Here is a 24,804-nt window from a genome sequence, read left to right on the forward strand (position 1 = left end):
TCGGCCGCTCGATGCTGACGCGTTGTGCGTCGCGTCGAGACTACGGAACCGGTCCGCGGCCCGGCAACAGGTTTATCCGTACGGCTATCGTGAATGTCCCGGCGAGGCGAAGGAGTTGATCATGTCGGACTACTCGACGAGGCCGGAGGACGTGCCGGCGGCGGACTGGGCGGAGCAGCAGGAGGACGCCGATCCCGCGCGGGAGGCGGAGGAGGCCGAGGTTGCGGCGGAGCGGACCGAGCTGGGTTCCGGGGAGGTCGACGAGGCCGACCTGGCCGAGCAGCAGGCGGAGGTCTTCCTGGACGAGGACGAATAGCCACCTCAGGGTCCCTGGTCTAGATTTCCGGTCGTGACCGCGCCCGAGCCGCACCCGTCCGAGCCGCATCCGTCCGAGCCGCATCCGTCCGAGCCGTACCACTCCGAGCGGGCTCGCCGGGTGCTGCTTGCCCACAACGCGCCCGACCTGCTCTACGGCGCGATCGTGGCGGGTTCGGTGCTGGCCGTCGCCAGCGTGCACGTCGAGGACGGGACGAGTGTCGCGCTCGCGGCGGCGGTGGTCACCGCGATCTATTGGCTCGCCCACGTCTACGTCGAGTCGGTCGGCAACCGCTACCGCGATCGGGACCACAGCATCCATGCCAGGGTGCTGGACTCGATGCGCGACTCGGTGGAGGTGCTCGCCGGGGCGACCGCGCCCATTCTCGTCTTCGTGGTCGCCCGGTTGCTCACCGCCGACGTCCAGCAGGCCGCCGAGATCGCCTTGTGGGTCACGGTGGCCATGCTGATCGTCGCCGGTGCCGGGTCGGCCTATCTGGCCGGCGTCCGCGGCTGGCGACTGTGGGTGGAAGCGCTGGTCGCCGGCAGCTTCGGCATGCTGGTGATCCTGCTCAAATACCTGCTGCACTGAGCAGCCGGGGCTCACCCCTCGATCGGACGCCCCTCCGCCGCCCAGGCATAGATCCCGCCGTCCAGGTTGACCGCCTCGCGGCCCTGCCCGTTGAGGTAGGCCGTGACCCGCGCGGAGCGGCCACCGACCGCGCAGACACAGACCACCCGGTCCTCGATCTCGTCCAGCCGGGCCACCACCTCACCCATCGGGATGTGGATCGAGCCGCCGATCCGGCCCGCCGCCCACTCGTCGTCCTCGCGGACGTCCAGGATCATCCAGCCGTCGGCCCGGTGGGCCTCGAGATCGACGGCGCTGATGGTGGGAACCGGTTGACCGAACACGAGCGTGCAGCCTATCTCCGCCGGTCCGGCTCGGGCGATCTCGTAGGGTGGCCGCATGTCGACGCCGCTCGGGGACGTACCGGATCTGTTGCGCAGTGGCGGAGCCGGCCCGTTCGCGGACTTCATCGGCATCCAGATCGCTTCGGCGAGCCCGGACGAGGTGCGCGCGCACTGGACCGTGACCGATGCCCTGCTCCAGCCGTACGGGTTGCTGCACGGAGGCGTCCACTGTGCGGTGGTGGAGACGCTGGCCAGCGTGGCCGCCGCGGTCTGGCTGGGACCCGAGGGCCGGGTGGTCGGCACCACGAACAGCACCGACTTCTTCCGGGCCGCACGCCTCGGCGATCGGCTCAGCTCGACCGCGAGCCCCCTGCACCGCGGCCGGTCGCGCCAGGTCTGGCGGGTCGAGACCCGAGACGAGCAGGGCCGGCTGGTATCGGCCGGGCAGGTCGCCCTCCAGAACCTGACCGCCTGACCCGCTCCCGTCGCGTCTGCGTTCAGAAACCGCTCCCGACGGCGACCTCGGCGGTCAGCCAGTGCGGCCGTTGTCGTTCGGCGCCAGCGCCGGGCACGACCATGACCGGGCAGGGACCGGCGGCGATGCAGTGCCGGGCCACCCCGCCGAGCGCGAGGCTGGCAGATCGGCCGGTCCCGTGCCGCCCGATCACCATCAGCTCCGCGGTCCGACCGACCGCGTCGAGCACGGCCGCCGGCGCTCCGCTGACCACCGCTCGCCGCACCACGACGTCCGGGTGCTGCTCACCGAAGCCCGCCAGCGCCTCGGCGAGCTCGATCTCGGCCTGCTGCTCGAGCTCGTCGACAGCGCTCGGCTCGGCGGCCAGATAGCCGTACGTGAGGGCCAGGTCCGGTGTCCGCCAGGCATGGACGGCGGTCAGGGTCGAGCGACGCAACGCCGCCTCGGCGAACGCCGCCTCGACCGCCAGGCCCGCGTGCCCACGCTCGTCGACACCGACCACGACACCGCTGCCCGCCAGCTGTTCCTCGTGGTCGTCGCGCAGCACGACCACGGGGCACTCGGCCTCCGCCGCGACCCGACTGGTGGTCGAGCCGGTGTGCCAGCGGCGCAACGCTCCGATGCTGCGGCGTTGCAGCACGATCAGGCTGGCCGACGCCGACAGCTCGAGCAGCAGATCGACGCCGCTGCCCTGTCCGAGCCGGACCTCGAGCGGCCGGGCGGCGTCGAGATGATGACGGACGACCTTGCCTGCGCCGGCCAGCAGTTCCATCCCGCGACGCTCGCGATCCACCGGGGGATCGGTCGGCTCGAAGCTGGTGGCGGTGACCAGCGGCCGGCAGCCGTGAGCAAGCACCAGCGCGACCCGGCGGCGGTTGGCCTCGGCGGCCGCGAACCGCACCGCGGCCAGCTGCTCCTCGGCGGGACGCTCGTCCAGACCCAGCACCACGGGTCCGGTGCGTGCGATCTGGGTGTTCATCGTCGACCTCCTTGATCGGCCTGCCCGGCGCAGGCTCTCCAATTCCCAGCGTGGTCGCCGGGCCGGTCCGGGCACAGCGGCGTAGGCCCCGACCCGCGCGGGACGTAGGGCCCACGGCTCGCAGGCAACCTGGAATACTCCAGCCAAGTCGTCGTTTCCCACGCCTCGCGAGAGCCAGCCATGCCCCAACGTGCCGTCCATCGTCAACGTCGTCTTCGCGTCTCCGCGCTGTCCGCGATGGCGAATCCCTCGTCGCAGCGATTGGACGTGTGGCATCTGCTCGACGACGCGACCCAGCAGCTGGCGGCGGTGCATCGGGCCGGTCTGGACACCGCGGTGGAGGAGCGCCGGGTGCGCCGACAGCTGGACCGGCTGGCGGCGTACGAGCGGTATTGGTTGTATCCGGGGCAGGAGCGGCTCGCCCGGCTGCGCGACCACCTGGACGACATGGACACCGTCGAGCTGGCGGAGCAGGCGAATCTGGCGGCGCGGTTGCTGGAGGAGTACGGCGATCGGGCGGCCCTGTTCGACGACGACGCGCCGTTGGAGGAGCAGGAGCTGGTGGCGCGGGCGTCGCAGCAGCAGTTCTACACGGTGTTGCTGGCCGACGACTCGCCGGTCACCTCGCCGGACGGTCTGGCCGGCTCGCTGCGGGCATTGCGCCGGCCCACCGACGAGGTGCAGTACGAGATCTTGCAGGTGTCCAGCGTGGAGGACGCGATCACCGCGGTCGCGTTGAACGGCGAGATCCAGGCGGCGATCATCCGGCACGATCTGGCGCTGCGGTCCCGGGACCGGCTGCCGATCATGACCCGAGTGCTCGGGGTGGAGTCGATCGAGGTCGCGATCGATCGGACGTACGACTGGGTGGAGTGCGGTCAGTGGATCCGTGAGCTGCGGCCGCGGATCGATCTGTACCTGCTCACCGACGAGTCGATCGTGGCCGGGGCGGAGGAGGCGCCGGGAGTGTTCGACCGGACGTTCTACCGGCTGAACGACGTCACCGACCTGCACTCCACCGTGCTGGCGGGGATCCGGGCCCGCTACACGACACCGTTCTTCGACGCCTTACGGGCGTACGCCGAGTCGCCGGTCGGTCAGTTCCATGCGTTGCCGGTGGCGCGTGGGGCGAGCATCTTCAACTCGCGGTCGCTGCAGGACATGGGGGAGTTCTACGGCCGGAACATCTTCATGGCGGAGACGTCGTCGACCTCGGGCGGCCTGGACTCGCTGCTGGACCCGCACGGGGCCTTGCGGGAGGCGATGGACAAGGCGGCCGAGACCTGGAACAGCAACGCGACGTTCTTCGTCACCAACGGCACCTCCACCGCGAACAAGATCGTGGTGCAGTCCCTGACCCGGCCGGGCGACATCGTGCTGATCGACCGGAACTGTCACAAGTCCCATCACTACGGGCTGGTGCTGGCCGGCGCGAACCCGGTCTATCTGGACGCGTATCCGTTGCAGGACTACTCGATCTACGGCGCGGTGCCGCTGGAGCGGATCAAGCAGACCCTGCTCGACCTGGAGGCGGCTGGGCGGCTGGACCAGGTCCGGATGTTGCTGCTGACCAACTGCACGTTCGACGGGATGGTCTACAACCCGCTGCGGGTGATGGAGGAGGTGCTGGCGATCAAGCCGGACATCTGCTTCCTCTGGGACGAGGCCTGGTATGCGTTCGCGGTCGCGGTGCCGTGGGTACGGCAGCGCACGGCGATGGTCGCAGCGGAGCGGTTGGAGCAGGAACTGGCCAGCCCGGCGTATGCGGCGCGCTACCGCCGGTGGAAGGCGGAGATGGCGGACGTGCCCCGGGCGGAGTGGGCGCGTCACCGGCTGCTGCCGGACCCGTCGAAGGCGCGGATCCGGGTCTATTCCACGCACTCGACGCACAAGTCGCTGTCGGCGTTGCGGCAGGCGTCGATGATCCACGTTCGCGATCAGGACTTCAACAAGCAGTCGCGGGAGGCGTTCGCGGAGGCGTTCCTCACCCACACCTCGACGTCGCCGAACCAGCAGCTGATGGCGTCGCTGGACCTGGCCCGGCGGCAGGTCGACATCGAGGGTTTCGAGATGGTCCGCTCGGCGTACAAGATGGCCCTCGCGTTCCGGCAACGGGTGCGGACGGACCGGCTGCTCAGCAAGTGGTTCACCATCTTGGACGAGTCCGATCTGGTACCGGAGGACTACCGGGCATCCAGTGCGCCGTCGCAGCCGTCCGTTGGTCAGGTCGACCGCTGGAACGAGTCCTGGCGCGACGACGAGTTCGTGCTGGACCCGACCCGGGTGACGTTGTACATCGGGAACACCGCGCTGAACGGGTACGAGTTCCGCGAGGAGATCCTGATGGGGCGCTACGGCATCCAGATCAACAAGACCTCGATCAACAGCGTGTTGTTGATCTTCACCATCGGAGTCACCTGGTCGAGCGTGCACTACCTGCTGGAGGCACTGCGCCGTACGGCCGCCGATCTGGAGCGGGAGCGGTCGCTGGCCAGCCGGGCCGAGCGGCAGCTGCAGAACGACAAGATCCGGGCGCTGACCACGAACCTGCCGGCGCTGCCCGACTTCAGCGACTTCGACCCGGCCTTCCGGGCCACCCCGACGTCACCGGACGGCGACGTCCGGGCCGCCTTCTATGCCGGCTACACCGACACCGACAAGACCTACGTCCCGCTCGCTTCGGCGGCCGCGCTGCTCCGCGAGGGCCGCCGGCTGGTCTCCACCACGTTCGTCGTTCCCTATCCGCCCGGGTTCCCCGTGCTGGTGCCCGGGCAGAGCGTGTCGGAGGCGATCATCGAGTTCCTGCTCAAGCTCGACGTCAAGGAGATCCACGGCTACCGACCCGAGCTCGGCCTGTCGGTGTTCACCGAGGACGCCCTGACCGCGATCGATGCGACCCGCGCCTGACAGCTGCCCCGCGGTCTCGGATCAGCTGCTCACCTCGGCGAGCTCCTGAGCCCTGCGGTCGGCGACGGCGGTCCGCAGGTCCTCGGTGACGAGGTCGGCGTTGATCACGGCGCCGGCCATCGCCCCGGCCGCGGCGGAGGCGCCGACCTGGGCCATCGGATCGGCCACGTTGCCGGCCACCCAGATGCCCGGTACGTCGGTCCGACCCGCCGCGTCCGCGGGGACGTACGAGCCGATCCCCATCGGGTGCTCGACCGCCCGGAGTCCCACCCCGGCGAGGAGATCGGCACGCGCGGTCATCCCGGTCTGGACCGCGAGCACGGTGCGCTCGACCACGGTTCCGTCGGTCAGCCGCACGCCCGACAAGCGGTCGTCGGAGATCTCCAGGCCGCTCACCGTGGCCTCGACCAGCCCGATCCCGGCCGCCGCGAGCTCCTCTCGCTGGTCCGCGGAGAAGGTCACCCCGTCGGCGAACATGATCACGTCCCCGCTGAGCTGGCGGAACAGCAGGGCCTGGTGCAGGGCACGCTCGGACGAGGCGAGCACACCGATCGCCCGGTCGCGGACCTCCCAGCCGTGGCAGTACGGGCAGTGCACGACGTCTCGGCCCCAGCGCTCGGCCAGGCCGGTGACCTCGGGCAGCACGTCGATCACGCCGGTGGTGACCAGCAGCCGCCGGGCTCGCAGCGTCCGTCCGCCGGCGAGCGTCACCAGGAAGTCCGTCCCGTCCCGTTCGGCCGCCACGACCTCTGCGTCGAGCACCTCGCCGCCGTAGCGGCGGACCTCGTCGCGACCCAGCGCCAGCAGCTCGGCGGGCGCCATCCCGTCGCGGCCCAGCAGCCCGTGGACGCCCTCCGCGGGCGCATTGCGCGGTTGCCCGGCATCGATCACCAGGACGCGGCGTCGCGACCGGACCAGCATCAGGGCGCCGTTCAGCCCGGCGGCCCCGCCACCGATCACCGCTACGTCGTATCGATCCGTTGGATGTGCGTTCATGATGCCAGCATGCGCCCGTCCGGAGCGCGACGCAAACGGCTTTGCCGGAATGGCAAACTGGCTTCATGGACGAACATCTGGACGAGACCCTCGGGGCCGTCGGCCCGCGCCTTCGGCGGCTTCGGCAGGAGCGGGACATCACGCTCACCGAGTTGTCCGAGGCCACCGGCATCTCGATCAGCACGTTGTCCCGGCTGGAGTCCGGCGCGCGCCGGCCGACCCTGGAGCTGCTGCTGCCGCTGGCTCGTGCCCACGGCGTGACCCTCGACGAGCTCGTCGACGCGCCGCCGACCGGGGATCCTCGCGTGAACCTGCGGCCGATCAAGCGCAACGGCCGCACGATGCTGCCGTTGACCCGGCGGTCCGGCGGCATCCAGGCGTACAAATTCGTCGTCCCGGCGCGCAAGCGGGCGACGCCGCGGGTGGAGCTGAAGACCCACGAGGGTTACGAGTGGCTCTACGTGCTGGACGGCCACCTGCGCCTGGTCCTGGGTGAGCGCGACCTGGTGCTCGGCCCGGGCGAGGCGGCCGAGTTCGACACCCGAGTGCCGCACTGGTTCGACGCAGCCGACACCGGCGCCGTCGAGTTCCTCAGCCTGTTCGGGCGGCAGGGCGAGCGAGCGCACCTCAGGGCTCGGCCGCGCTCCGGCTGACACCGGCGACCCGATTGCCGACCCGGTGCCGCTACGCCGCCGGACCGGTGGTGCCGCGGACCACGAGCCGGACCGGGAGGGAGCGCTGCCGGTCGTCGCCGGTGGCTCCGTCGAGCAGCAGCCGGGTCGCCTCGCGAGCCTGCTCGCGGACGGGCTGGGCGATGGTGGTCAGATCCATGTAGGCGGCCATCTCGTGATCGTCGAAGCCGACCACGGAGACGTGACCGGGCACCGACAGACCCGCCCGGCGCAGGGCCTGCAGGGCGCCGATGGCGAGTTCGTCGCTCATCGCGAACAGTGCGGTCGGCAACCGCGGTTGGGTCAGCAACTGTTCGGCGACGGTGACCCCGCCCGCCATCCGCGAGCCGTCGGCGATGACGATCCATTCCGGACGCTCGCGGAGGCCCGCGTCGGCGAGCGCGGCGTCGAACCCGTGCCGTCTCGCCCGCGTCGTGGCGAGTCCCACCGTCTCGTTCGGGTCGAACGAGATCAGCCCGATGTCGCGGTGGCCGAGCCCGATCAGGTGCTGGGTGGCGACTCGCGCGGCCGCCTCCTCGTCGATCCCGACACCGGGGCGGCCGGGAACGTAGCCGCCGACGACCGTGATCGGCAGTCCGGTCCGATCCAGGGCGGCGCGCTCGACCGGGTCGAACGACGACGAGACGACCACGATGCCGTCCAGCTGCCCGAGCGGCAGGACGCGCTCGAAGAAGCGGCGGCGGTTCTCTGCGCCGCCGATGTTGTGCAGCACCATGCGGTGGTCGGCGGGAGCGAGCGTCTGCTCGATCGCGCTGATCGCCTCGGCGAAATACCACTGGCTCGGGAACCGGGCGAGCACTCCGATCAGGGGGATGTGGTCCGGGGTCCGGGGCAGGCTGTAGGCGAGCTCGCGGGCGGCGGCGAGCACCCGGTCCCGGGTCGCCGCGGACACCGACGGGTTTCCGCGCAGCGAGCGGGAGGCCGTCGCCGGCGAGACGCCGGCGCGGCGGGCGACCTCACGAATGCCGGCGCCACGGCCACTCTGAAACTGTTGCTCACCGTCCCTCATATTGGGCGTGATTTTACCCGACGGCCTAACTCGTGTCATGATGACGCTCGAGCAGATCAAACCTAGTGAGAAGGCGGTAGGTCTTCTTGGCCGACGGAGCAGTCAGAATATGAAACTGTTTCACGAGGAGTCTTGATGCGCGCCGCTCCGCTCAATCTGACGGAGTCAGACTCGCGCTGGCTGACGGGTCAGCTCGCCGCGGGTGAGGACTCGGAGCAGGCGCGCCGCGCCCGGATCGTCCTGCTGGCCGCCGAGGGGCTACGCAACGTCGAGATCGCCGAGCGGCTCGAGCTGTCCCTCCCCACGGTCGCGAAGTGGCGCAACAGGTTCGCCCAGAGCGGCGTCGCCGGTCTGCTCGACCTGCCCCGCAGCGGTCGCCCGCGCACCGTCGACCATCGCCAGGTGGTCGAAGCCACGCTGGGGGCCCCACCCGTCGAGCTGGGTGTCGCCCACTGGTCAAGCCGGCTGCTGGCCCGCCATCTCGGGGTCGGCGACGCCACGGTGGCGCGGATCTGGCGTGAGTACGGAATCGCGCCCCGCCCGCGCGGGACGTACGAGTTCGCCGTGTCGCCGAGCCTCACCGCGCGGTACGTCGACGTGCTCGGCCTCTACCTGACTCCGACCTGCCGGGCGGCGGTCCTCGTCGTCGACGAAGAGCGCCAAGCGGCGCCGCGCGCCGCGCGACACGGTTCGAGGCCGGTCGACCTCGACTGCGCGCCGGATCGCGTTCCGGGAGTCCGATCCACCCGTGAGGGTGCCGATACCGGCCGGGCCGCTTCGTCGACGCAGCACAGCCGTGAGTTCATCCGGCAGATCGCATCGGCATACCCGGAGCGCGAGCTGCACGTCATGATCTCGAAGGCCGATGCGGCCGGGCCGGTTCGTGACCCGCAAGCGGCCGTCCGGCACCCGAGCTTGGCCCTGCACACGGTCGCCGCCGACGAGCAGTGGCTCAACCTGGTCGAGGTCTGGCTGCTGATGATGGCCGCGCGAACGGCCGACGGCCGCAGCCTGTGTCCGATCGACCGGGTGCGCTCTCTGGTCGGCAGCGGGCAGTCGGCGGTCTGGATCAAGCGGCCGGCCGGGCTCGGGCAGGGCCCGACGCGCTGGTCGGGCCGGCGCCGACGCAGCGGCTGGGAGCGGGACTCCGCGTGAGCCGGCTGTCGTCGCCGGAGCGTGCGAGGTCCGGCCGGTAGAGTCGGCTCATGTCGCAGGATCCGGTGCCGCTCGGCCAGCTGCGCGTCGGACACGCCGAGCGGGACGCGGTCGCGGAGATCCTGCAGGCCGCGGCGGCCGACGGTCGGCTGGGCCTGGACGAGCTCGACGAGCGACTCGGGGTGGCCCTGCAGGCACGGACGTACGCCGATCTGGAGGGACTGCTCTCCGACCTCTCCGTCGATCTGCCGTGGCGCGCCACCCCGACTCCGGCGGTCCAGCCGGTGCGGACACAGGGCCCGCCGCCGGTCGGCTACTCGCGTGAGGACCCGCTCCGGCTCGAGGGCGGTCTCAGCAGCGAGAAGCGGGACGGCAGCTGGGTCATCCCGCCGTTCGTGCGGCTCGGCTCGGGGATGGGGTCGGTCAAGCTGAACTGCCTGCTGGCCAGGCCGGCCGCCGGGGTGATCGAGGTCGAGGTGGTGCCCGGAGCCGGCTCGGTGCTGATCATCCTGCCGGACGGCTGGGGCGTCGATGCCGACCGGCTGACCAAGTCGATGGGCAGCAAGACGATCAAGGTGCCGCGGGACCCCGCCCCGGGCAAGCCGTTGCTGGTCTTCTACGGCGGCGTCGGCCTCGGATCCTTCAAGGTGCGGCCGGGAAGCCGCCGCGAGCTGAGGCGGATCGAGGACGCGCGGTCTCGCTGATGCCGGGTCCGTCCTACGGTGGACCTCCCGATCGGCAGGAAGGCAGCGTGCGATGCAGGCGACTGGTGTGGTGACGAATCTCTCCGTCGGCGACACGGCCGAGGCGCGGGAGTTCTACGAGGGCTTCCTCGGGCTCAGTGTCGAAGGCTTCGACCTCGGGTGGGTGCTGAACCTGCGTTCCCCCGACGGCCGGGCCTCGGTCCAGCTGGTCTCCCGGGACGCGACCGCGCCGGTCGACTCGGTGATGTCGGTGCACGCCGGCGACCAGGTCGAGTCCGCCTACGACGACGCCCAGCGGCGCGGCCTGGAGATCGTCTACCCGCTCACCACCGAGCCCTGGGGGGTGCGCCGGTTCTTCGTCCGCGCCCCCGACGGCAACGTCATCAACATCGTCAGCCACGTCGACGACTAGCCCGGCACCCGCTCAGCCGCCGCACTCCGCACCCCAGCGCTCGACTTCGCACGGTGCAGTTGAGACAGTGCACGGAGGGTGCGAAGTCGACCTCCGAGGTGCGGTGTGGCCGGCCCGGACCGCTCGGTTGGCCCACGGCGGCCCGGTTTCCACCGGGCCGGACCGGGATCCGGGGGTTGGTCCCGGGTGGGATAATCGCTCCTCGTGTCGTCCCTACCCTCTCTGCTGAGCGAGCGCATCCAGGCGGTCGCTGGGGTGGATCCGGAGCTCCGCCCGGCCACCAAGCCCCAGTTCGGCCACTACCAGTCCAATGTGGCCCTGCGCCTGGCCAAGAGCGAGGGACGCCCGCCGCGCGAGGTGGCGGCGAGCATCGTCGAACGACTGCAGATCGACGACCTGTGCGAGCCGCCGGAGATCGCCGGTCCCGGCTTCATCAACCTGCGACTGAAGACCACGGTGCTGGCGGGGGCGGTCGACGGCCTGCTCGCGGACCCCCACACCGGCATCGCCCAGACCGATCGGCCGCAGACCGTGGTGATCGACTACTCCGCCCCGAACGTGGCCAAGCAGATGCACGTCGGGCACCTGCGGACCACGATCATCGGCGACTGCTTCAACCGGGTGCTGACCGCGCTCGGCCACCGGGTCATTCCGCAGAACCACATCGGCGACTGGGGCACCCAGTTCGGGATGCTGGTCGAGGAGACGCTGGACGAGGGGATCGATGCCTCGGCACTCACCCTGGCCGAGGCGGAGGATCTCTACAAACGCGGATCGAAGCACTTCCGGGAGGACGAGGAGTTCGCCACCCGGGCCCGGAAGCGGGTAGTCGCGCTGCAGTCGGGCGACGAGCAGACCCGGAAGATCTGGCGCGACCTGGTGGCCGTTTCGCTGGTCGGCTTCAATGCGACGTACGCCCGGCTGAACGTCAAGTTGACCGACGACGACCTGGCCGGGGAGTCGACCTACAACGACGACCTGGCCTCGGTGGCCGCCGAGCTGGAGGCGAACGGGACGGCGGTGATCGACGACGGGGCGCTGTGCGTGTTCGTCGAGGGCTTCAACGCGCCGATGATCGTCCGCAAGTCCGACGGCGGTTACGGCTACTCGATCACCGACCTCGCGGCGGTCCGGCACCGGATCCGCGACCTGCACGCGAACCGGTTGATCTACGTCACCGACGTTCGCCAGGCGGATCACTTCGCCCAGGTCTTCGCCGTCTGCCGCAAGGCCGGCTGGTTGCCGGACGACGCTGCCGCCGAGCACGTGGGCTACGGCATGGTGCTCGGCCCGGACGGCAAGCCGTACAAGACCCGGGACGGCAAGGCCATGCTGCTCGCGGACCTGCTCGACATGGCCGAGGAGAAGGCGGCGCCGCCGATCGCGCTGGCCGCGATCAAGTACGCCGACCTCTCCAACGGCCTGAACAAGGACTACGTGTTCGACGTCGACCGGATGGTGCAGACGACGGGAAACACCGGCCCGTACCTGCAATACGCCCATGCCCGGATGTCGCAGGTGCTGCGCAAGGCCGAGGCGGAGGGGCTCGGCTCGCCGGAGACGGTCACCGTGCTGGACGAGCCGGCCGAGCAGACGGTCGCGCTGCTGCTCTCGCGCTACGGCGAGGTGGTCGACGAGGTCGCCCAGACGCTGCAGCCGCACCGGCTGTGCGCCTACCTGTACGACCTCGCCGTCGCCGTGTCCACGTTCTACGAGCAGTGCCCGGTGCTGAAGTCCGCCGGTGCCGTCCGCAACTCGCGGTTGGCCCTATGTCGCGCCGTCAAGCAGGTGCTGGCCAGCGGCCTCGACCTGCTCGGGATCGAGGCGCTCGACCGGATGTAGTGCTTCGCGGCCGCGTTCCGGACGGGGGTCCGGAACGACCGTCCCGCCCACCTCGCCCGGAAACTGTGCAGCTGTTGCATCGACACGCCGGCGGCGGATGCAACAGCTGCACAGTTAACGGTCGGTGGCCCGGAACGAGCGAACCTCAACCAAGCGGGTCGGGGTGCTGCTGGCGGTCGGCGGCGAGCCAGGCAGCGCCGACGATGCCGGCGGTGTTGCGCAACTGGGCGGGCACGATGTCGCACTTGAGGTCGAGCAGGTGCAAGAACTTGTCGGAATCCTTGCTGACCCCGCCGCCGACCACGATCAGGTCCGGCCAGAGCAGCGCCTGGACCGCCGAGTAGTAGCGCTGCAGCCGCTTGGCCCACTTCTCGTAGCTCAGCCCCTCGATGTCCTTGATGCTCGAGGCGGCCCGCTTCTCCGCGTCGTAGCCGTCCAGCTCGATGTGGCCCAGCTCGGAGTTCGGGATCAGCACGCCGCGATAGACGATCGCGGTTCCGATCCCGGTGCCGAGGGTGGTCATCAGCACCAGACCGGGATGTCCCTTCGCGGCGCCGAAATGGACCTCGGCGATACCGGCCGCGTCGGCGTCGTTCATCAGGTAGATGTCGCGGCCGAGGACGTCCTCGAACACCTTCTCGGCCTGGCAGTCGATCCAGGACTTGTCGATGTTCGCCGCGGAGCGGGTCTGGCCGTGGGTCACCACCGCCGGGATGGTGATTCCGATCGGGCCGTCGCCGATCTGATCCACGAAGTTGTCCACGATCTCCGCGACGACCGTCGCCACGTTCTCCGGAGTGGACTTCTTCGGGGTGTCGATCCGCAGTCGTTTGGCCGCGAACTCTCCTGTGGTCAGATCGACCGGCGCGCCCTTGATGCCGCTGCCGCCGATGTCGATGCCGAGCACCGGACGCTCGGTGTGGGGAGTCGCTACCAGGAGAGCTGCTTCGGTCATAGAGCGGAGCCTATCCAGCACCCGGCGGTCGGCACGAGGGGCTCGTGGCGTCGGGCCGGCGCGTTTTCCGCGCCGCAGGGCACAGACCAGCCCGGATCAACCGGTGAGCGGGGTCAGCTGGGTCCGGCACCAGACGTACAAGTCCTCGTCGAAGACGTACGCGGAGGAGAAGTAGAAGCCGTAGAACCGGCGGTAGACCGCCATCCAGTGGGCCAGATCGGTGCCCCAGCGGCCGACCGCCTCCGCTTCGAGCCAGCGGGCGTCGTCGGCGGCGCCGTCGTAACGTTCGAGCTCGAGGAACATCACCGCCCCCGCGAGGTCCATCGCCGGATCGGCCAGCAGGGTGTGCGGGCTGAAGTCCCCGACACCGGTCACCGTCGGCTGTCCGCGGCCGTCGACCGAGACGTACGTGTTCGCCGGGCAGAAGTCGCCGTGGACGACCGCAGGGCGGACCGATCGAGACGCGAGAGCGGCCATCAACTGGTCCCAGACGCGCGAGATCTCCGGCAGGTCCGCCTCGAGCCTGTCCCTGCTCACCGCGACCTGGGGTTGCAGCTGCGCGGTCAGCAGCGCGGCCAGCGAGTCGAACTGCTGCGGTGCGCCCGCACCGACCAGCCGAGCGAAGCCGGCGAGCGGTGCCGGCAGCGCCGAGACGGCCTGGGCGGCGTCGAGATAGCTCAGCAGCGCGGTCCGGCGCTCCTCGGGAGCGGCGGTTGCCAGCCACCGGTCCAGGCTCACGCCGTGCAGCCGGGACGTGACGGTATAGATCCGGCCGGCCCGCTCGCCGTTCTCCAGCACGGTCGGGAGCTCGATCGGGCCACCGGTCCACATCCGGTAGAGCCCCTGCAACTGCGCGATCACCTGAGCCGTCGACTCATGGTCGGAGTGATAGATCCGCAGCACCCGGTCCTGATCCAGCGCGTACACGGTCGCCTCGCCGCCCCGACCGAGCACCTCGTCGCGCTCGACGCCGAAGTGGTCAAGGATGCTCTGCGTGTCGCGCTGCTCCGCCGGCAGGCCGTCGCGGGCCCGATCGGCCCGACGTGCCGCTCGGGCCCGGTCCAGCTGAGTCAGCACGAGCGGCCGGGCCAGGGCCGCGTCCAGCTGATGGGCGACGGCGTGCACCGGTCCGCGCGGGGTGTCGACATGGACGTCGGCCAGGCCGAGCAGGCGTTGCAGCGGTCCCTGCCGCAGACGGACGGACTGGCTCTTGGCATGCGGAACGACGTTGCGGACGTGGGTGATCCAGCCGTTCTCGGTGATCAGCACGCGCTGGTCCATGCCGGAGCGCAGGGTCCAGAAGTCGTACGGCCGGACCCATGCGGCGCGGTGGGGCGCCCGGACGAGCGGGATCGCGTCGAGATCGATCCCGGGCAGGATGCGGTCGAGCGCGATCCGTACCTCGTCCGGGCCGGCCACCGGAAGCAGCACACTGGACGAGGAGTTGTCGTCGTCCTCGTCACTGGTCGCGTAGCCGAGGATGTCGATGTCGACCCGGTACCAGCCGAGCGCGCGCCAGAGCAGCGGCTGGCTGATCCGGACGCCCTGGATACGGTTCACCGGGACCGACTGGCTGCTCAGGTTGGTCAGCCCGCGGGTGATCCGCAAGCCGCGCGCGGAGTCGGCGATGGTGAAGTGGAACATCGCCACGATCCGGTTGCTGATCAGGGAGAACAGGCTGATCACGGCCGGGATCAGACCGGTCAGGGCGAAGGTGGAGCCGGTCGCGGAGACGATCAGGATGACGATGGTGAACACCGCGGTGCCGATGAACTCACTGGACAGCAGGAAGCTGCCGAGCAGTCGCGGCGGCCCGACGGTGACCAAGGGTCGCTCGGCGGTGCCGAGGTCGGTGAGCCGGCTGGCCGGGCGGGCGGACTGCGCGTCGGCGATCGATGCCTGCTTGCCGTGCGCCCGGGTGAGCAGGTAGTCCCGCAGCCGGCTCGCCTCCGCCTGGCTGAGGTAGCGGAGCTTGATTCCGTTGCCGCCGGCGCCCGCCTCCAGCCGCAACTCGGCCAGACCGAACAGCCGGGCCGCGAACGGCTGGATCACGTCGACGGACTGGAGCCGCTCGAACGGCACCTTCTTGGACTGCTTGAAGACCGCCCCGGTCTCGATCCGCAGTTCGTCGTCGTCGATCACGAAGCGGGTGAAATACCAGCTGACCAGCCCGGCGAGTGCGGCGATCAGGACCACGGCGCCGACGATCGGCACGAGCCAGGCGAGGTCGCCGGTGTCCAGCCGCTCGTCGCTGTTCAGCTGGTCGATCACCTGGCGGGAGAAGCCGAAGATGATCGCCACCAGGATGAGCCAGCCGCGGATGAACGGAGTCAGCGGGTGCGGTCGGCGGGTTTGCTTGGCCTGGCTCTGCCGAGCCGCCGCGCTCAGATCGTTCGTCTCGGGGGTCTCGTCTGGGCGCTGAGTTTCTCCCTCCGCTGTGCCTGTGCCTGGAGCTTCTCCCCCCGCTGTGCCCTGAGCCTGTCGAAGGGCCTCGTTGCTCGGTTCCGTCATAGCCCCGAGGCGCGCGACTCGCCGAGCTCGGTGAGCCGATCGCGCAGCCGGGCGGCCTCGTCCGGCGCCAGACCGGGAATCCGGGCACCGGTCTCCGGGCTGGCCGTCCGCAGGCTGACCGCGGCCAGACCGAACGCACGCTCCAGCGGGCCCGACTCGACCTCGACCAGCTGCATCCGGCCGTACGGGACGGCGACGAGCTTGCGGAACCAGACGCCGTGGGTGATGTAGAGGTCGTCCTCGCGCTCGACGTAGCCCCAGGAGGTCCAGCTGGGGCTGCTCCGGATCAGCCGGAACAGGCTGTATCCGCCGGTCGCCGCCCAGATCGCCGCGGAGAACCACCACCAGTTGCCGCCGCCGATCAGCCCGAACAGCAGCGCCGGGATGGTTCCGAGCAGCGGCGGGACGGTGCAGGCGAGCAGTTTGCGCATCGTCTTGTAACTCGGGGAGAGGCGCTGCCACTCGTAGCCCGGTGGTGCGAAGAGCTCGTCCATGACGGTCTCAAGGCTAGCCAACGCTCCCGGTCCGCTCCGGCGGCGCTCCGGCCGCGCCGATGAGCCACGCCAGGATCGCCTCGGACTCGTTCAGCAGTGACACGTGCCCGTGTCCCGGCCGCACGTGGACCTCGGCGTGCGTCAGGTGGTCGCCGAGCCAGCGACCGTGGCCGACCGGCACCATGAGGTCGTCTGTTCCGTGCCAGACGGCGACCGGACAGGTGACCCGCTCGAGCTCGAATCCCCAGCCGGAGACGAAGGCGAGGTCGTCGTCGCGCCAGCCCGCGATCCCGGATGACACGCCGTGGCTGGCGACCTCGATCATGAAGCTGTCGAGCCCGTCGGCCATGGCGCGCCGGTCGGCATCGCAGAAGACGTCGCTGGGGGACGCCGTCAGGGCCTCGGCAGTGACGGTGGCCATCGCCGGCGCCGCCTGGATCAGCAGCGGTTCGAGCGCCGCGCGGCCCTCGGCGGCGAAGCCGAACTCGGCGACGTTATCCGCACACATGCCCGCACTGAAGTCGAGGCCCTGGCCGTCGTGCGGCGCCACCCCGGCGAGCAGGGCGACACCGCGGCAGCGCTGCGGAAGCAGGGCTGCGCAGGCGAGCGCGTGCGGACCACCACCGGACCAGCCGAGAGTGAGGAAGTCATCGACGCCGAGCGCGTCCAGCAGGATCTCGACGTCGGGCGCGACGTCGGCGATCCCTCGCTCGGGCCGGGGTGTCGAAGCACCGTAGCCGGGCCGCCCGGCGAGGATCGTCCGGAGGCCGTGTCGCGCGGCGGCGGCGAAGACGGGCGGGATGCGGACCGCACCACCCGGTGTTCCGTGATGGACCAGCAGGGCCGGCCCGTCAGCGGGACCGTCCAGCAGATACTCCAGGACACGACCGTTCGGCAGCGCGATGGTCTCCACAAGTGCTCAGCGTAGAACCGTCGCGCGGCGCCAACGTTCGAGTCAGCGGCGGCGACGTTCGGCCTTGGGCGGCTTCGGTCCACGGACCGACACGCCACCGAACAGGCTCATCCCCTTGATCACCAGCACCGGCGCCCGCGGGTCGCGTTCGCCGAGGTCCTTGATGTCGGTGCCACCGAAGATGCCGGCGGTCTGGTCGCGCACCTCCATGCCCGCGGGCAGCTTGATGTCGAGGCCGCCGAAGCACCACATCCCACTGATCTCGACCACCGGTCCCTCGAACGTCGCCTCCCGCAGGTCGAGATCGATGCCGCCGAACAGCGCGTACGCCCTCGACTGCTTCTTCATCCGCCAGCGGCCCTTGCGGTTCACACCGCCGAATACCGCAATCATGTTGTCGACGTCGTCCGACGCGTGCGCGGTGTCGATCTGGTAGGGCGAGTCCGCCTGGCTGGACAGCGTCGTCATCTTCGGCGGCGCAACCACGACGAGGTCATGGGTGAGCGGGACGAGCTCGTCGAACGTCCGCGCCGCCATGGCCTTGTCGAGCCGCTCGTCGTGCTCCTCGCGGGTGAGCCGGCCCTCCGCGTACGCCGTGCTGAGCACCGTGGCGACCTGGTCACGGTCGGCGTCGGAGGCGCGCAGGTTTCCGCCGGCGATCGGGCCGACGTTGACGGGTTCGGGACGGCTGTCAGTCATATCGTCAACGCTATGCCTGCCGAGCCGATCGTTCCACGCCTCGGCGCGCATACCAGGGCGGCGCTTCCTATCGATCCGGGAGATCCCTGAGCCCGGATGGTGGCTCCCTGCTCCGCCACGTGATCCGGGTCACTCCCGATGGATCGCGATGTCGAACATGTTGCCCTCCGGGTCCGCGAGCGTGGTCCAGACCGCGCCGTATTCGTCGAAGTCGCCGAGGTGGGTCGCGCCAAGCGCGATCGCCCGCGCCACCGCCGCGTCCTTGTCCTCGGTCATCAGGTCGATGTGCAGCCGGTTCTTCCCCGCCCGCGGCTCGGGCACCTGGAGGAACATCAGGCCGGGAAACGGCGGATCCGTGCTTGCCGGGATGAACGCGAAGTATTCGTTCGGGTCCTCGGCGAGCGGCCGGTCGAGCAGTTCGGCGTAGAAACCGCCCAGCCTGCTCGCGTGCTCGCAGTCGACGACGACCTGCGCGAATCTCAATGCTGCTGTCATGCGTGAGCCCTCCTGGTTCGAGATCGGCTAAGCTACAGCGGCGGTCTGACAGTTCTCTGTCCTCGGGCCGTCCAGCGGATGTAGTTCAATGGCAGAACATCAGCTTCCCAAGCTGACAGTGCGGGTTCGATTCCCGTCATCCGCTCCACCCCCGAAAGCCCTGGTCACACGTACGTTCCGTGACCAGGGCAGAAATCGAAAATCAAGTCTATCCGCTCGCCGTGCCCTCGACGTGGATACTGCAGTGCTTGACGCCGGTCTGATCAATCAAGTGCCAGCTCGGCCGGCTGCACCCGACCGAGTCGACCGCGGCGCGGGGGGGTGCGAAGTGGAAGACAGCGACCTTCGGCGTGACAGCATCCTCTTCGTCAAGCGCTCGGAAGCGGGTCGACTTCGAGACACTAACGATCGAGGCCGCCGATCCGAGGGTGCGGTAGGAGAACGCTTGCGCGCGGGCGCTGTTGCGGAGGTTCTACCTACGGACAGCTAGAACCCGCCTCCTCCGCCCACATCAACTCCTCCTCCTACGCCCATGTTCGGTGGATCGTGGTACCCCGTGCCGTGGCTCGGTGGGATCCGCTCCCCAGCGTCTGTTTTCCCGCAGCGCGAGCAGACCAAGACGGGACGGGCTGCTTCTACGTCGTCGAGGCGTCGCATTTCGGTTTCCCAGTTGTGCCGGCCGACCCGGCACGCAAGCGACTTGCTCATGCCCGAGACGTTAGCGACGCACTCGCCCCCGGAGCCACGGACAAAGCCCCATCAGCGCGTCGTTGGAGCTCGCTTGTGAGGTCAGGGCTCGCGGCCGTGGTCTGTCAGACTGGGCGGGTAGTCGGTGTCGGTGATGGTGTGACCGTCGAGGATCAGCCGGGTCGCGCTGCCGTACAGCGCCGGCCTTCCTCGACTCTGCAGCATCGTTGTTGACAGTGACGGCACCCGCCGCGCAAGGGAGGTGGATCCGGCATTCATCGCGTGGGATCAGGTGTCGTCGATTGTGCTCGGAGTCCAAGACGACACCTTCCCGCGCATCGCGATGCCGGTCTCGGACGAGTTGATGCAGTGACGCCCCGCGCGAGACCCCACGATGGGATCGCACTCTCGCACCCTGCATCCAAAGGACCTCACGACCCATCGGGCGGGCGTCGACAACCCGGAGCCGCGCCAGCCGGCACACACGGGAGAGCGCTCTCGGCGGCATGTCACTTCTGTCCAAGCCGGTGCCCGACGAGCCGTCGACCGCAGCTACCTGATGATGGATACCGCTCGGGAAGACAGGTGGTCGTGCTCAGGACTTGTCTTGGCCGAGGAGTCCTTGCAGGTAGGCGCGTTCGGCGTCGGCGACTGGCAGGCTGGCTTGCGCGGCCAGCAAGATCTGTGTCGTTTCTGGTCGCGGGGGCCAGTTCTCACCTGAGCGTCGGGCAAGCGCGCGTGATCGGGCGATGGTGCGGACTGACTGGTGCGGCTGGCCGTTGGCCGCCAGCATGTCCATCAGCCGTCATCTGATTGGCGTCACCACCGCCGTCACCACCGCCGTTACCGCCGCCCTCGGCGGCAGCACGGCACCAGGGACACGGGCGTACGTGATCACCGCCGTCGAATCCGCACCCCAACACTCGGGAGGGCCCGCAATCAACTGATCGCTGTCAGCACCAAGACCGGCGAGATCACGCGCGGACCACGCTGCCCGCCGAGCCGGGCGCTCTCGCTGCCAGCAAGAGGGCCCAAGTCGATCTGGGTCGGCGACGAGAACGACGGTCACCTCTGGAGGGTGAGAGCCAGCACCGGCAAGATCACCAAGACCGTGCAGCCCACGAAGCCCGGGCCAGTCCTGTCCATGACCATCGCTCCCGGCGGCAAGAGGCTGTGGATGACCGGCATGGCCTGCATCGCCGTCCTCGACGCGACGACCGGCAAGACGATCAAGTTCATGACTGCACCCAAGATCGCCACGGGCAATCCGCTGCCGAACTACCTCGCGGTCAGTGGCTCCGGACGGTATGCGCTGGGTATCGCCGTGGACACCAAGCGCCGCACGGCCTACGTCCCGAACTACGACGACGACGCCCTGACCTACCTCACCGTCCCCCCGGTGACAGGTCTGGACACAACCCCAGTCTTCGACGGCCGTCGCGTCAGCCGACGTGAAGCGAAATTGGAGTGGGGGAGAGGACGGTAGAGCCATGACGATGATCACGATCTTCGCCTATCCATCCGGCGGAGCTGAGCGCGCCGCTGACCGACTGAGCTGGCTGCCCATGTCGGCGTCGGCGATCGACGACCTCGCAGTGGTCGAGTGGCCCGACGACGAGAACAGACCCAGCGCCTGGCAGTCCACCCCTGTCGGGGGCGAACGTCGCAGCCTGACCGGGGCGTTCTGGGGGTTGCTGTTCGGCCACCTCTTCCTTCTGCCGATCACCGAGGGCTCCCGCGCCGAGAGCGACTCAGCTTTCTCCGGTGCCGCCCAGGAGCCGCTCGCGCACCTCGGACGTGGCGCGGATCGGCTCGAGGCCATCCGAGACCGGGTCGTGCCGGGCAGCGGGGCCGTGTTCGTGCTCCACGCCGACGACCAGGCCGACAAGGTGGCTACGGCGATCGGGCGACGGCGCCGCCGGGTCGTCACGGTCGAGCTGTCGCCGTCCCAGAGCACGCAGCTGTACACCGGCTTCGGCGTATTCAGCACCGCAGCTGCCGGCTGACCCCGCCGGCAGCTCGCCTCCGCACATGGAGGCTGCACCAGTCCACCGACCGACCATCCAGGAAGTCTCATGTCCCCAACCGCATCCGCCCTCGACCACGCCGTCGGCGACGTCGTCTCCATCGACGACCGCACCGTCTTGATGCTCGGTCAGGATCTCGACGTTGCCGCGAACCGGCCGGACATCGCCAACGTGCTCCTGCACCGCTTCAATCGAACCCTCTTCATGATCGACACCGGCGCGACCGTCGGGTTCCGCCGAGCGCTGAAGTCAGCCGTCGACCTGCTCGGGCCCTGGGACCACAGCCGTACAGACCGTTCAGTGAGCACACCCGGACCTACGAGCAGACCGGGCCCCGAGCGATCACCATCGGTCCGCGGCGGTTCGTCGGCTGGACCTTCGCCGACGGCGCCGTGGCCCTGATCCCCAGTCAAGGTCACAGCACCGGTCACGTCGTGGTCTACCTTCGCGACGCGCAGCTGCTCCACATGGGCGACGAGATGAACGGACCCTGTCCCATCGGCCGCGACGCCGACCAGTACAAGTTGACCGACATCCAGTCAGCGGCGCTCTCCCTGATCGACAGCGGCGTCGTCACCCACCTGACCGACGGCCACACCTTCGCTGTGCGCCACGCGCGTGACGCGGCGAAGCGACTCGCCGATCTGCTCGAGCAGAGCCTTGTCTTGCAGGGAGAAGCCGCCCGCCTCGCCGACGGTCAGTCATCAGTCGATGCCGGCCCGTTCGTCCGCGGCATCACCGACTGCTACCGCGACCTGGGCGTGCAGGGAACCAACTCCAACGCCGTATTCCTCGGCATGATCGCGGCGACGCAGCTCCAGCGTCTCGGCTACACCCGCCCGGATGCCGGCACTACCTGGCATGCATCCCCGCTGACGCCACGGACATCACCATCCCGAACCGCAGCACGAGCCGTGAGCGTGTCGCAACCACCCTGCCCTGGATCCTGCGCGGACACCAGAAACCCACATCCCCCGCACCATCAACACCGGATCGGGCCGACCAAACGTACCGAACCCAGACACACCAGAAGGAAGCAACTGACCATGGGCTACTTCATCGGAGTCCTGCTCCAAACCGTCATTCTCCCCATCGTTTCCGGGACCCTCGAGCTGGTCACCGCCGGAGGCAACCCTGTCGAGATCTACGGACGGTGGTGGGTGTTCTGGGGAGTCGGAACGCGGCTGGTGGTCGCCGGCATCGTCCAGCTCGTCCGACCGCAGACCACGGCCGAGATCCTCGGCACCGAACAACCCGCCGGAAGTGAGCTGCAAGTAGTCCGCGAGCTGTCGACCGCGAACCTCGGCATGGGACTCGCCGGGCTGCTGGCGCTCGTCCCCGCCTGGGCAGCACCAGCCGGCCTCGCCGGTGGCGTCTTCCTCCTGATCGCCGGCCTGATGCACGTCACCAAGAAGAACAAGAACCCCGCGGAGCACTTGGCCACCTGGACTGACCTCCTGGTCGGCGTCATCGCCGTGGTCTTCCTGGGCTACGCACTCGTATCGCAGCTCGTCTAGCGAGTTGAAGGGGAGAGAAGCGACAGGCAAGACCTTGATCCGCTCCGAACGGATCATCGACGGATCGGACCGGGCGATCAACCAGGGGCAATCCTGATTCCGCTGCCTCGATCGAGGTGGTGGGCGGCTGGTCAGGGTTGGGGGCAGCCAAGCGATGTCGAGATCGCCGTCGGTGTCGCAACTGTCCGAGACCTCGGCGCACTGGGCGATGCAGTATTCCGTCACCTCGCCGAAACCAGCTCCGACCCCACGAAACCGGTTCTTGACGACCACGCACTCATGCTGATCCGATCCTGACGCACCGACCATACTGTCCGCATGTCGCCCGCGCCGTCCGGTCCCCGGTTGATGGCGTGAGGGGGGTCGAGCAAGTGCTGCGCCGGGCGACCGGCAGCCGTCGACGCTGGTTGTTGATCATCGGCTGTGTGCTCGTCTGCTTGGCGGTATCGGTCGCGATCACAGCCTCGATCAACCCCGCTGAGCGGACGGTGATGACGGTGACCGCGCCGGCGCAGAGCGTCATGTCGGTTCTGGTGCCGTTGATCGGAGTCTTGTCGGTTGCGGATCTGCGACGTCTGCCCGGTCGTCCGGACGTCCTTTCCGTTCTCGTCGCGTCCGTGCTGGTGGCGGCGGTGGTCGCACTGGTGGGGCAGTTGGCCGCGGTGGTCCCGGTGCTGGTTGCCTCGACCGCGCCCGGTCGATGGGCCCACCTGTTCGCGCTGACGATCGGCTGCGTCCTGGTGCAGTGCGTCGCGGTGCTCACCGGGACCGGCTTCGGCGGGCTGTTCCGCTCCCGGGCGCTGGCGTTCATCGCCACCGTGGTGATTCCCCTCGCTCTGTGGTGGCTCCTGGGTCTCACCCACGGCCTCGAGGCCGGACGAGGCTGGCTCACGCCGTACGAATCCGCCCGACGGCTGCTCGCCGACGCGATGACGCCGGCCACCTGGCTGCAGTTCTGCGTCATGGTGCTGGTCTGGACCGGCGGGCTCAACGCTCTCGGTGCTCGGCGGCTGCGCCGCGCCGCGTCGGCGAGCGACGGGCCAGCGACGAGATAGCCGGCATCTGGGGCGACCGAGCTCTGGTCCGGGGAAGCGGTGCGCGCGTCACCAGCTGCGGTCGTCCGTGCCGTCGACGGATCGGGCCACGAAAACCATCTCCTTGCCCGGACGATCCGGCGCGTCACGTACGTCCGCGACAGCGAACCCGTGGCGGCCGAGGTCGCGCTCGATCTCGTCGCGTTCCCGGAAGCGCAAGGTCGAGGCGGAAAGCAGGGTCTCTCCGCCGACGGCGGTCGAGCCCTCGAAGGTCACGAACGGGAGTGCGACCTCGGTCACGGTGCAGGCCACGATCGCCGGACGTCCGTCGGGCAGGGTGACCGGCGACGGTGGGCGGCTCCAGGTCTCCCAGTCCCGGACCTCCGGTCGCCGGGTCTCGAAGACGAACCAGCCGCCGGCCCGCAGCGAAGCCCGGATCGCGCGCAGGGTGGCGGACCAATCGCCGTCGGAGACGAAAACCTGTGCCACATTGCCCGTCATCACGGCAAGATCCGCCGCGAGTTCGAGATCGACCAGGGCAGTGGCGTCGCCGGCCACCCAGGTGACGAGCTCCGCGAACGGCTTGGTCCGGGCGACATCGAGGGAAGCCGTCGCCGGATCGACACCGACGACGGAGAAGCCGCGTTCGGCGAGCCGGACCGCGAGGGAACCCGTCCCGCAACCGATGTCGATGACGCGCCGAGCGCTCACCTCGTCGGCGATCGCCAGGTAAGCGTCGAGGTCGCTGCGGTCGCCGTTGAGGGCGTCGTATAGGGCGGCCTGCCGCGGGTCGGCGAAGGTCGGGTCCGGGTCTCGCACCGTCGACATGGTACGAGTCGGGGTTGGTCGCGCGCCGCCAGCCCGAGTTCGACGACGGATGCTCCCTCGTCGGCGCATCGCGGTCCGCCGCACGCTCCTCATGATCAACTTCTGGGCACGAGGGAGCATCCGTCGTCGAGAGCGGGTGGTAGCGGACGACCTCAGTCGAGGGTGAGCGACCGGCGTGCGGCGATGTCGTCGGGGTTGGTGGAGGCGCGAGCGAGGAACTCGGCCGGGAGAACGACCTCGACG

At 69.6% G+C, this 24,804-nt stretch carries 27 protein-coding genes and 1 tRNA gene; 15 read left to right on the top strand and 13 right to left on the bottom strand.

Features of this window, described 5'->3' with window-relative positions; all coding sequences use genetic code 11:
- Window positions 1-121: 121 nt before the first annotated feature.
- A complete protein-coding gene (locus ABD747_RS23240; RefSeq protein ID WP_344809152.1) occupies window positions 122-316 on the top strand; it encodes a hypothetical protein in 195 nt (64 codons plus the stop codon).
- A 33-nt stretch (window positions 317-349) separates the two neighbouring features.
- Window positions 350-907 (top strand): hypothetical protein, encoded by a 558-nt coding sequence (locus tag ABD747_RS23245; protein WP_344809154.1) that lies wholly within the window; start codon window positions 350-352, stop codon window positions 905-907.
- Between the two features lie 11 nt (window positions 908-918).
- Here the strand turns inward: ABD747_RS23245 and ABD747_RS23250 are convergent, their stop codons facing one another.
- Window positions 919-1,230 carry a rhodanese-like domain-containing protein gene (locus tag ABD747_RS23250; protein WP_344809156.1) on the bottom strand — a complete coding sequence of 104 codons (312 nt, stop codon included), beginning with the start codon at window positions 1,228-1,230 and terminating at the stop codon, window positions 919-921.
- A gap of 55 nt (window positions 1,231-1,285) precedes the next feature.
- On the opposite strand from ABD747_RS23250, the gene ABD747_RS23255 reads away from it, so the two are divergent.
- On the top strand, window positions 1,286-1,705 hold the full coding sequence (locus ABD747_RS23255; protein ID WP_344809158.1) for a PaaI family thioesterase: 420 nt from the start codon (window positions 1,286-1,288) through the stop codon (window positions 1,703-1,705).
- A gap of 22 nt (window positions 1,706-1,727) precedes the next feature.
- Here ABD747_RS23255 and ABD747_RS23260 read toward each other — a convergent pair whose 3' ends face one another.
- Entirely contained in the window at window positions 1,728-2,684 is a 957-nt protein-coding gene (locus ABD747_RS23260) for a universal stress protein (protein WP_344809160.1), read from the bottom strand.
- Between the two features lie 237 nt (window positions 2,685-2,921).
- Between ABD747_RS23260 and ABD747_RS23265 the strand changes: the two genes are divergently transcribed.
- On the top strand, window positions 2,922-5,591 hold the full coding sequence (locus tag ABD747_RS23265) for an aminotransferase class I/II-fold pyridoxal phosphate-dependent enzyme (RefSeq protein WP_344809162.1): 2,670 nt from the start codon (window positions 2,922-2,924) through the stop codon (window positions 5,589-5,591).
- Window positions 5,592-5,612: 21 nt separating this feature from the next.
- Here ABD747_RS23265 and ABD747_RS23270 read toward each other — a convergent pair whose 3' ends face one another.
- Entirely contained in the window at window positions 5,613-6,587 is a 975-nt protein-coding gene (locus ABD747_RS23270) for an NAD(P)/FAD-dependent oxidoreductase (protein WP_344809164.1), read from the bottom strand.
- Window positions 6,588-6,652: 65 nt separating this feature from the next.
- Between ABD747_RS23270 and ABD747_RS23275 the strand changes: the two genes are divergently transcribed.
- Window positions 6,653-7,240 (top strand): helix-turn-helix domain-containing protein, encoded by a 588-nt coding sequence (locus ABD747_RS23275; RefSeq protein ID WP_344809166.1) that lies wholly within the window; start codon window positions 6,653-6,655, stop codon window positions 7,238-7,240.
- 31 nt (window positions 7,241-7,271) lie between these two features.
- Here ABD747_RS23275 and ABD747_RS23280 read toward each other — a convergent pair whose 3' ends face one another.
- On the bottom strand, window positions 7,272-8,288 hold the full coding sequence (locus tag ABD747_RS23280; protein ID WP_344809168.1) for a LacI family DNA-binding transcriptional regulator: 1,017 nt from the start codon (window positions 8,286-8,288) through the stop codon (window positions 7,272-7,274).
- A 135-nt stretch (window positions 8,289-8,423) separates the two neighbouring features.
- Here ABD747_RS23280 and ABD747_RS23285 point away from each other — a divergent pair, with 135 nt between their 5' ends.
- From ABD747_RS23285 to argS, 4 genes are all read left to right on the top strand, one after another.
- On the top strand, window positions 8,424-9,443 hold the full coding sequence (locus ABD747_RS23285) for a helix-turn-helix domain-containing protein (RefSeq protein WP_344809170.1): 1,020 nt from the start codon (window positions 8,424-8,426) through the stop codon (window positions 9,441-9,443).
- Between the two features lie 50 nt (window positions 9,444-9,493).
- Window positions 9,494-10,147: a DUF1707 SHOCT-like domain-containing protein gene (locus tag ABD747_RS23290; RefSeq protein ID WP_344809172.1), complete on the top strand. Its 654-nt coding sequence runs from the start codon at window positions 9,494-9,496 to the stop codon at window positions 10,145-10,147.
- Window positions 10,148-10,199: 52 nt separating this feature from the next.
- Window positions 10,200-10,559: a VOC family protein gene (locus tag ABD747_RS23295; RefSeq protein ID WP_344809174.1), complete on the top strand. Its 360-nt coding sequence runs from the start codon at window positions 10,200-10,202 to the stop codon at window positions 10,557-10,559.
- Window positions 10,560-10,763: 204 nt separating this feature from the next.
- Complete coding sequence (argS, locus tag ABD747_RS23300; RefSeq protein WP_344809176.1) at window positions 10,764-12,401, top strand: arginine--tRNA ligase; 1,638 nt, start codon at window positions 10,764-10,766, stop codon at window positions 12,399-12,401.
- A gap of 145 nt (window positions 12,402-12,546) precedes the next feature.
- On the opposite strand, the gene ppgK is transcribed toward argS, so the two are convergent.
- The 6 genes from ppgK to ABD747_RS23330 all read right to left on the bottom strand — a co-directional run bounded on the left by ppgK (window position 12,547) and on the right by ABD747_RS23330 (window position 18,468).
- Entirely contained in the window at window positions 12,547-13,356 is an 810-nt protein-coding gene (gene ppgK, locus ABD747_RS23305; protein WP_344809178.1) for a polyphosphate--glucose phosphotransferase, read from the bottom strand.
- A gap of 96 nt (window positions 13,357-13,452) precedes the next feature.
- Window positions 13,453-15,657 (bottom strand): PH domain-containing protein, encoded by a 2,205-nt coding sequence (locus ABD747_RS23310; protein WP_344809180.1) that lies wholly within the window; start codon window positions 15,655-15,657, stop codon window positions 13,453-13,455.
- Between the two features lie 206 nt (window positions 15,658-15,863).
- On the bottom strand, window positions 15,864-16,361 hold the full coding sequence (locus ABD747_RS23315; RefSeq protein WP_344809182.1) for a PH domain-containing protein: 498 nt from the start codon (window positions 16,359-16,361) through the stop codon (window positions 15,864-15,866).
- A 13-nt stretch (window positions 16,362-16,374) separates the two neighbouring features.
- On the bottom strand, window positions 16,375-17,274 hold the full coding sequence (locus ABD747_RS23320; protein ID WP_344809184.1) for an alpha/beta fold hydrolase: 900 nt from the start codon (window positions 17,272-17,274) through the stop codon (window positions 16,375-16,377).
- Window positions 17,275-17,316: 42 nt separating this feature from the next.
- Window positions 17,317-17,973, bottom strand: coding sequence for a DUF1707 SHOCT-like domain-containing protein (locus tag ABD747_RS23325; protein WP_344809186.1), 657 nt, complete (start codon window positions 17,971-17,973; stop codon window positions 17,317-17,319).
- 129 nt (window positions 17,974-18,102) lie between these two features.
- Entirely contained in the window at window positions 18,103-18,468 is a 366-nt protein-coding gene (locus ABD747_RS23330) for a VOC family protein (protein ID WP_344809188.1), read from the bottom strand.
- A gap of 74 nt (window positions 18,469-18,542) precedes the next feature.
- On the opposite strand from ABD747_RS23330, the gene ABD747_RS23335 reads away from it, so the two are divergent.
- A tRNA-Gly gene (locus tag ABD747_RS23335) sits at window positions 18,543-18,616 on the top strand.
- Window positions 18,617-19,257: 641 nt separating this feature from the next.
- Here the strand turns inward: ABD747_RS23335 and ABD747_RS23340 are convergent.
- Window positions 19,258-19,380, bottom strand: coding sequence for a hypothetical protein (locus ABD747_RS23340; RefSeq protein WP_344809190.1), 123 nt, complete (start codon window positions 19,378-19,380; stop codon window positions 19,258-19,260).
- Between the two features lie 370 nt (window positions 19,381-19,750).
- Window positions 19,751-19,954, bottom strand: coding sequence for a hypothetical protein (locus tag ABD747_RS23345; RefSeq protein ID WP_344809191.1), 204 nt, complete (start codon window positions 19,952-19,954; stop codon window positions 19,751-19,753).
- Window positions 19,955-20,233: 279 nt separating this feature from the next.
- Between ABD747_RS23345 and ABD747_RS23350 the strand changes: the two genes are divergently transcribed.
- The 5 genes from ABD747_RS23350 to ABD747_RS23370 all read left to right on the top strand — a co-directional run bounded on the left by ABD747_RS23350 (window position 20,234) and on the right by ABD747_RS23370 (window position 23,754).
- Window positions 20,234-20,641: a YncE family protein gene (locus ABD747_RS23350; protein WP_344809193.1), complete on the top strand. Its 408-nt coding sequence runs from the start codon at window positions 20,234-20,236 to the stop codon at window positions 20,639-20,641.
- A 4-nt stretch (window positions 20,642-20,645) separates the two neighbouring features.
- A complete protein-coding gene (locus tag ABD747_RS23355; RefSeq protein WP_344809195.1) occupies window positions 20,646-21,161 on the top strand; it encodes a DUF1269 domain-containing protein in 516 nt (171 codons plus the stop codon).
- Between the two features lie 69 nt (window positions 21,162-21,230).
- Entirely contained in the window at window positions 21,231-21,584 is a 354-nt protein-coding gene (locus tag ABD747_RS23360) for a hypothetical protein (RefSeq protein WP_344809197.1), read from the top strand.
- A complete protein-coding gene (locus ABD747_RS23365; RefSeq protein ID WP_344809199.1) occupies window positions 21,575-22,699 on the top strand; it encodes a DUF6790 family protein in 1,125 nt (374 codons plus the stop codon). The genes ABD747_RS23360 and ABD747_RS23365 overlap by 10 nt, the downstream gene beginning before the upstream one ends.
- A 353-nt stretch (window positions 22,700-23,052) precedes the next feature.
- Window positions 23,053-23,754, top strand: a complete 702-nt coding sequence (locus ABD747_RS23370; protein WP_344809201.1) for a hypothetical protein — start codon at window positions 23,053-23,055, stop codon at window positions 23,752-23,754.
- A 48-nt stretch (window positions 23,755-23,802) separates the two neighbouring features.
- On the opposite strand, the gene ABD747_RS23375 is transcribed toward ABD747_RS23370, so the two are convergent.
- Window positions 23,803-24,552: a class I SAM-dependent DNA methyltransferase gene (locus tag ABD747_RS23375; protein ID WP_344809203.1), complete on the bottom strand. Its 750-nt coding sequence runs from the start codon at window positions 24,550-24,552 to the stop codon at window positions 23,803-23,805.
- Window positions 24,553-24,804 lie beyond the last annotated feature (252 nt).

This window comes from Microlunatus ginsengisoli (assembly GCF_039537205.1).
Lineage (GTDB): Bacteria > Actinomycetota > Actinomycetes > Propionibacteriales > Propionibacteriaceae > Microlunatus > Microlunatus ginsengisoli.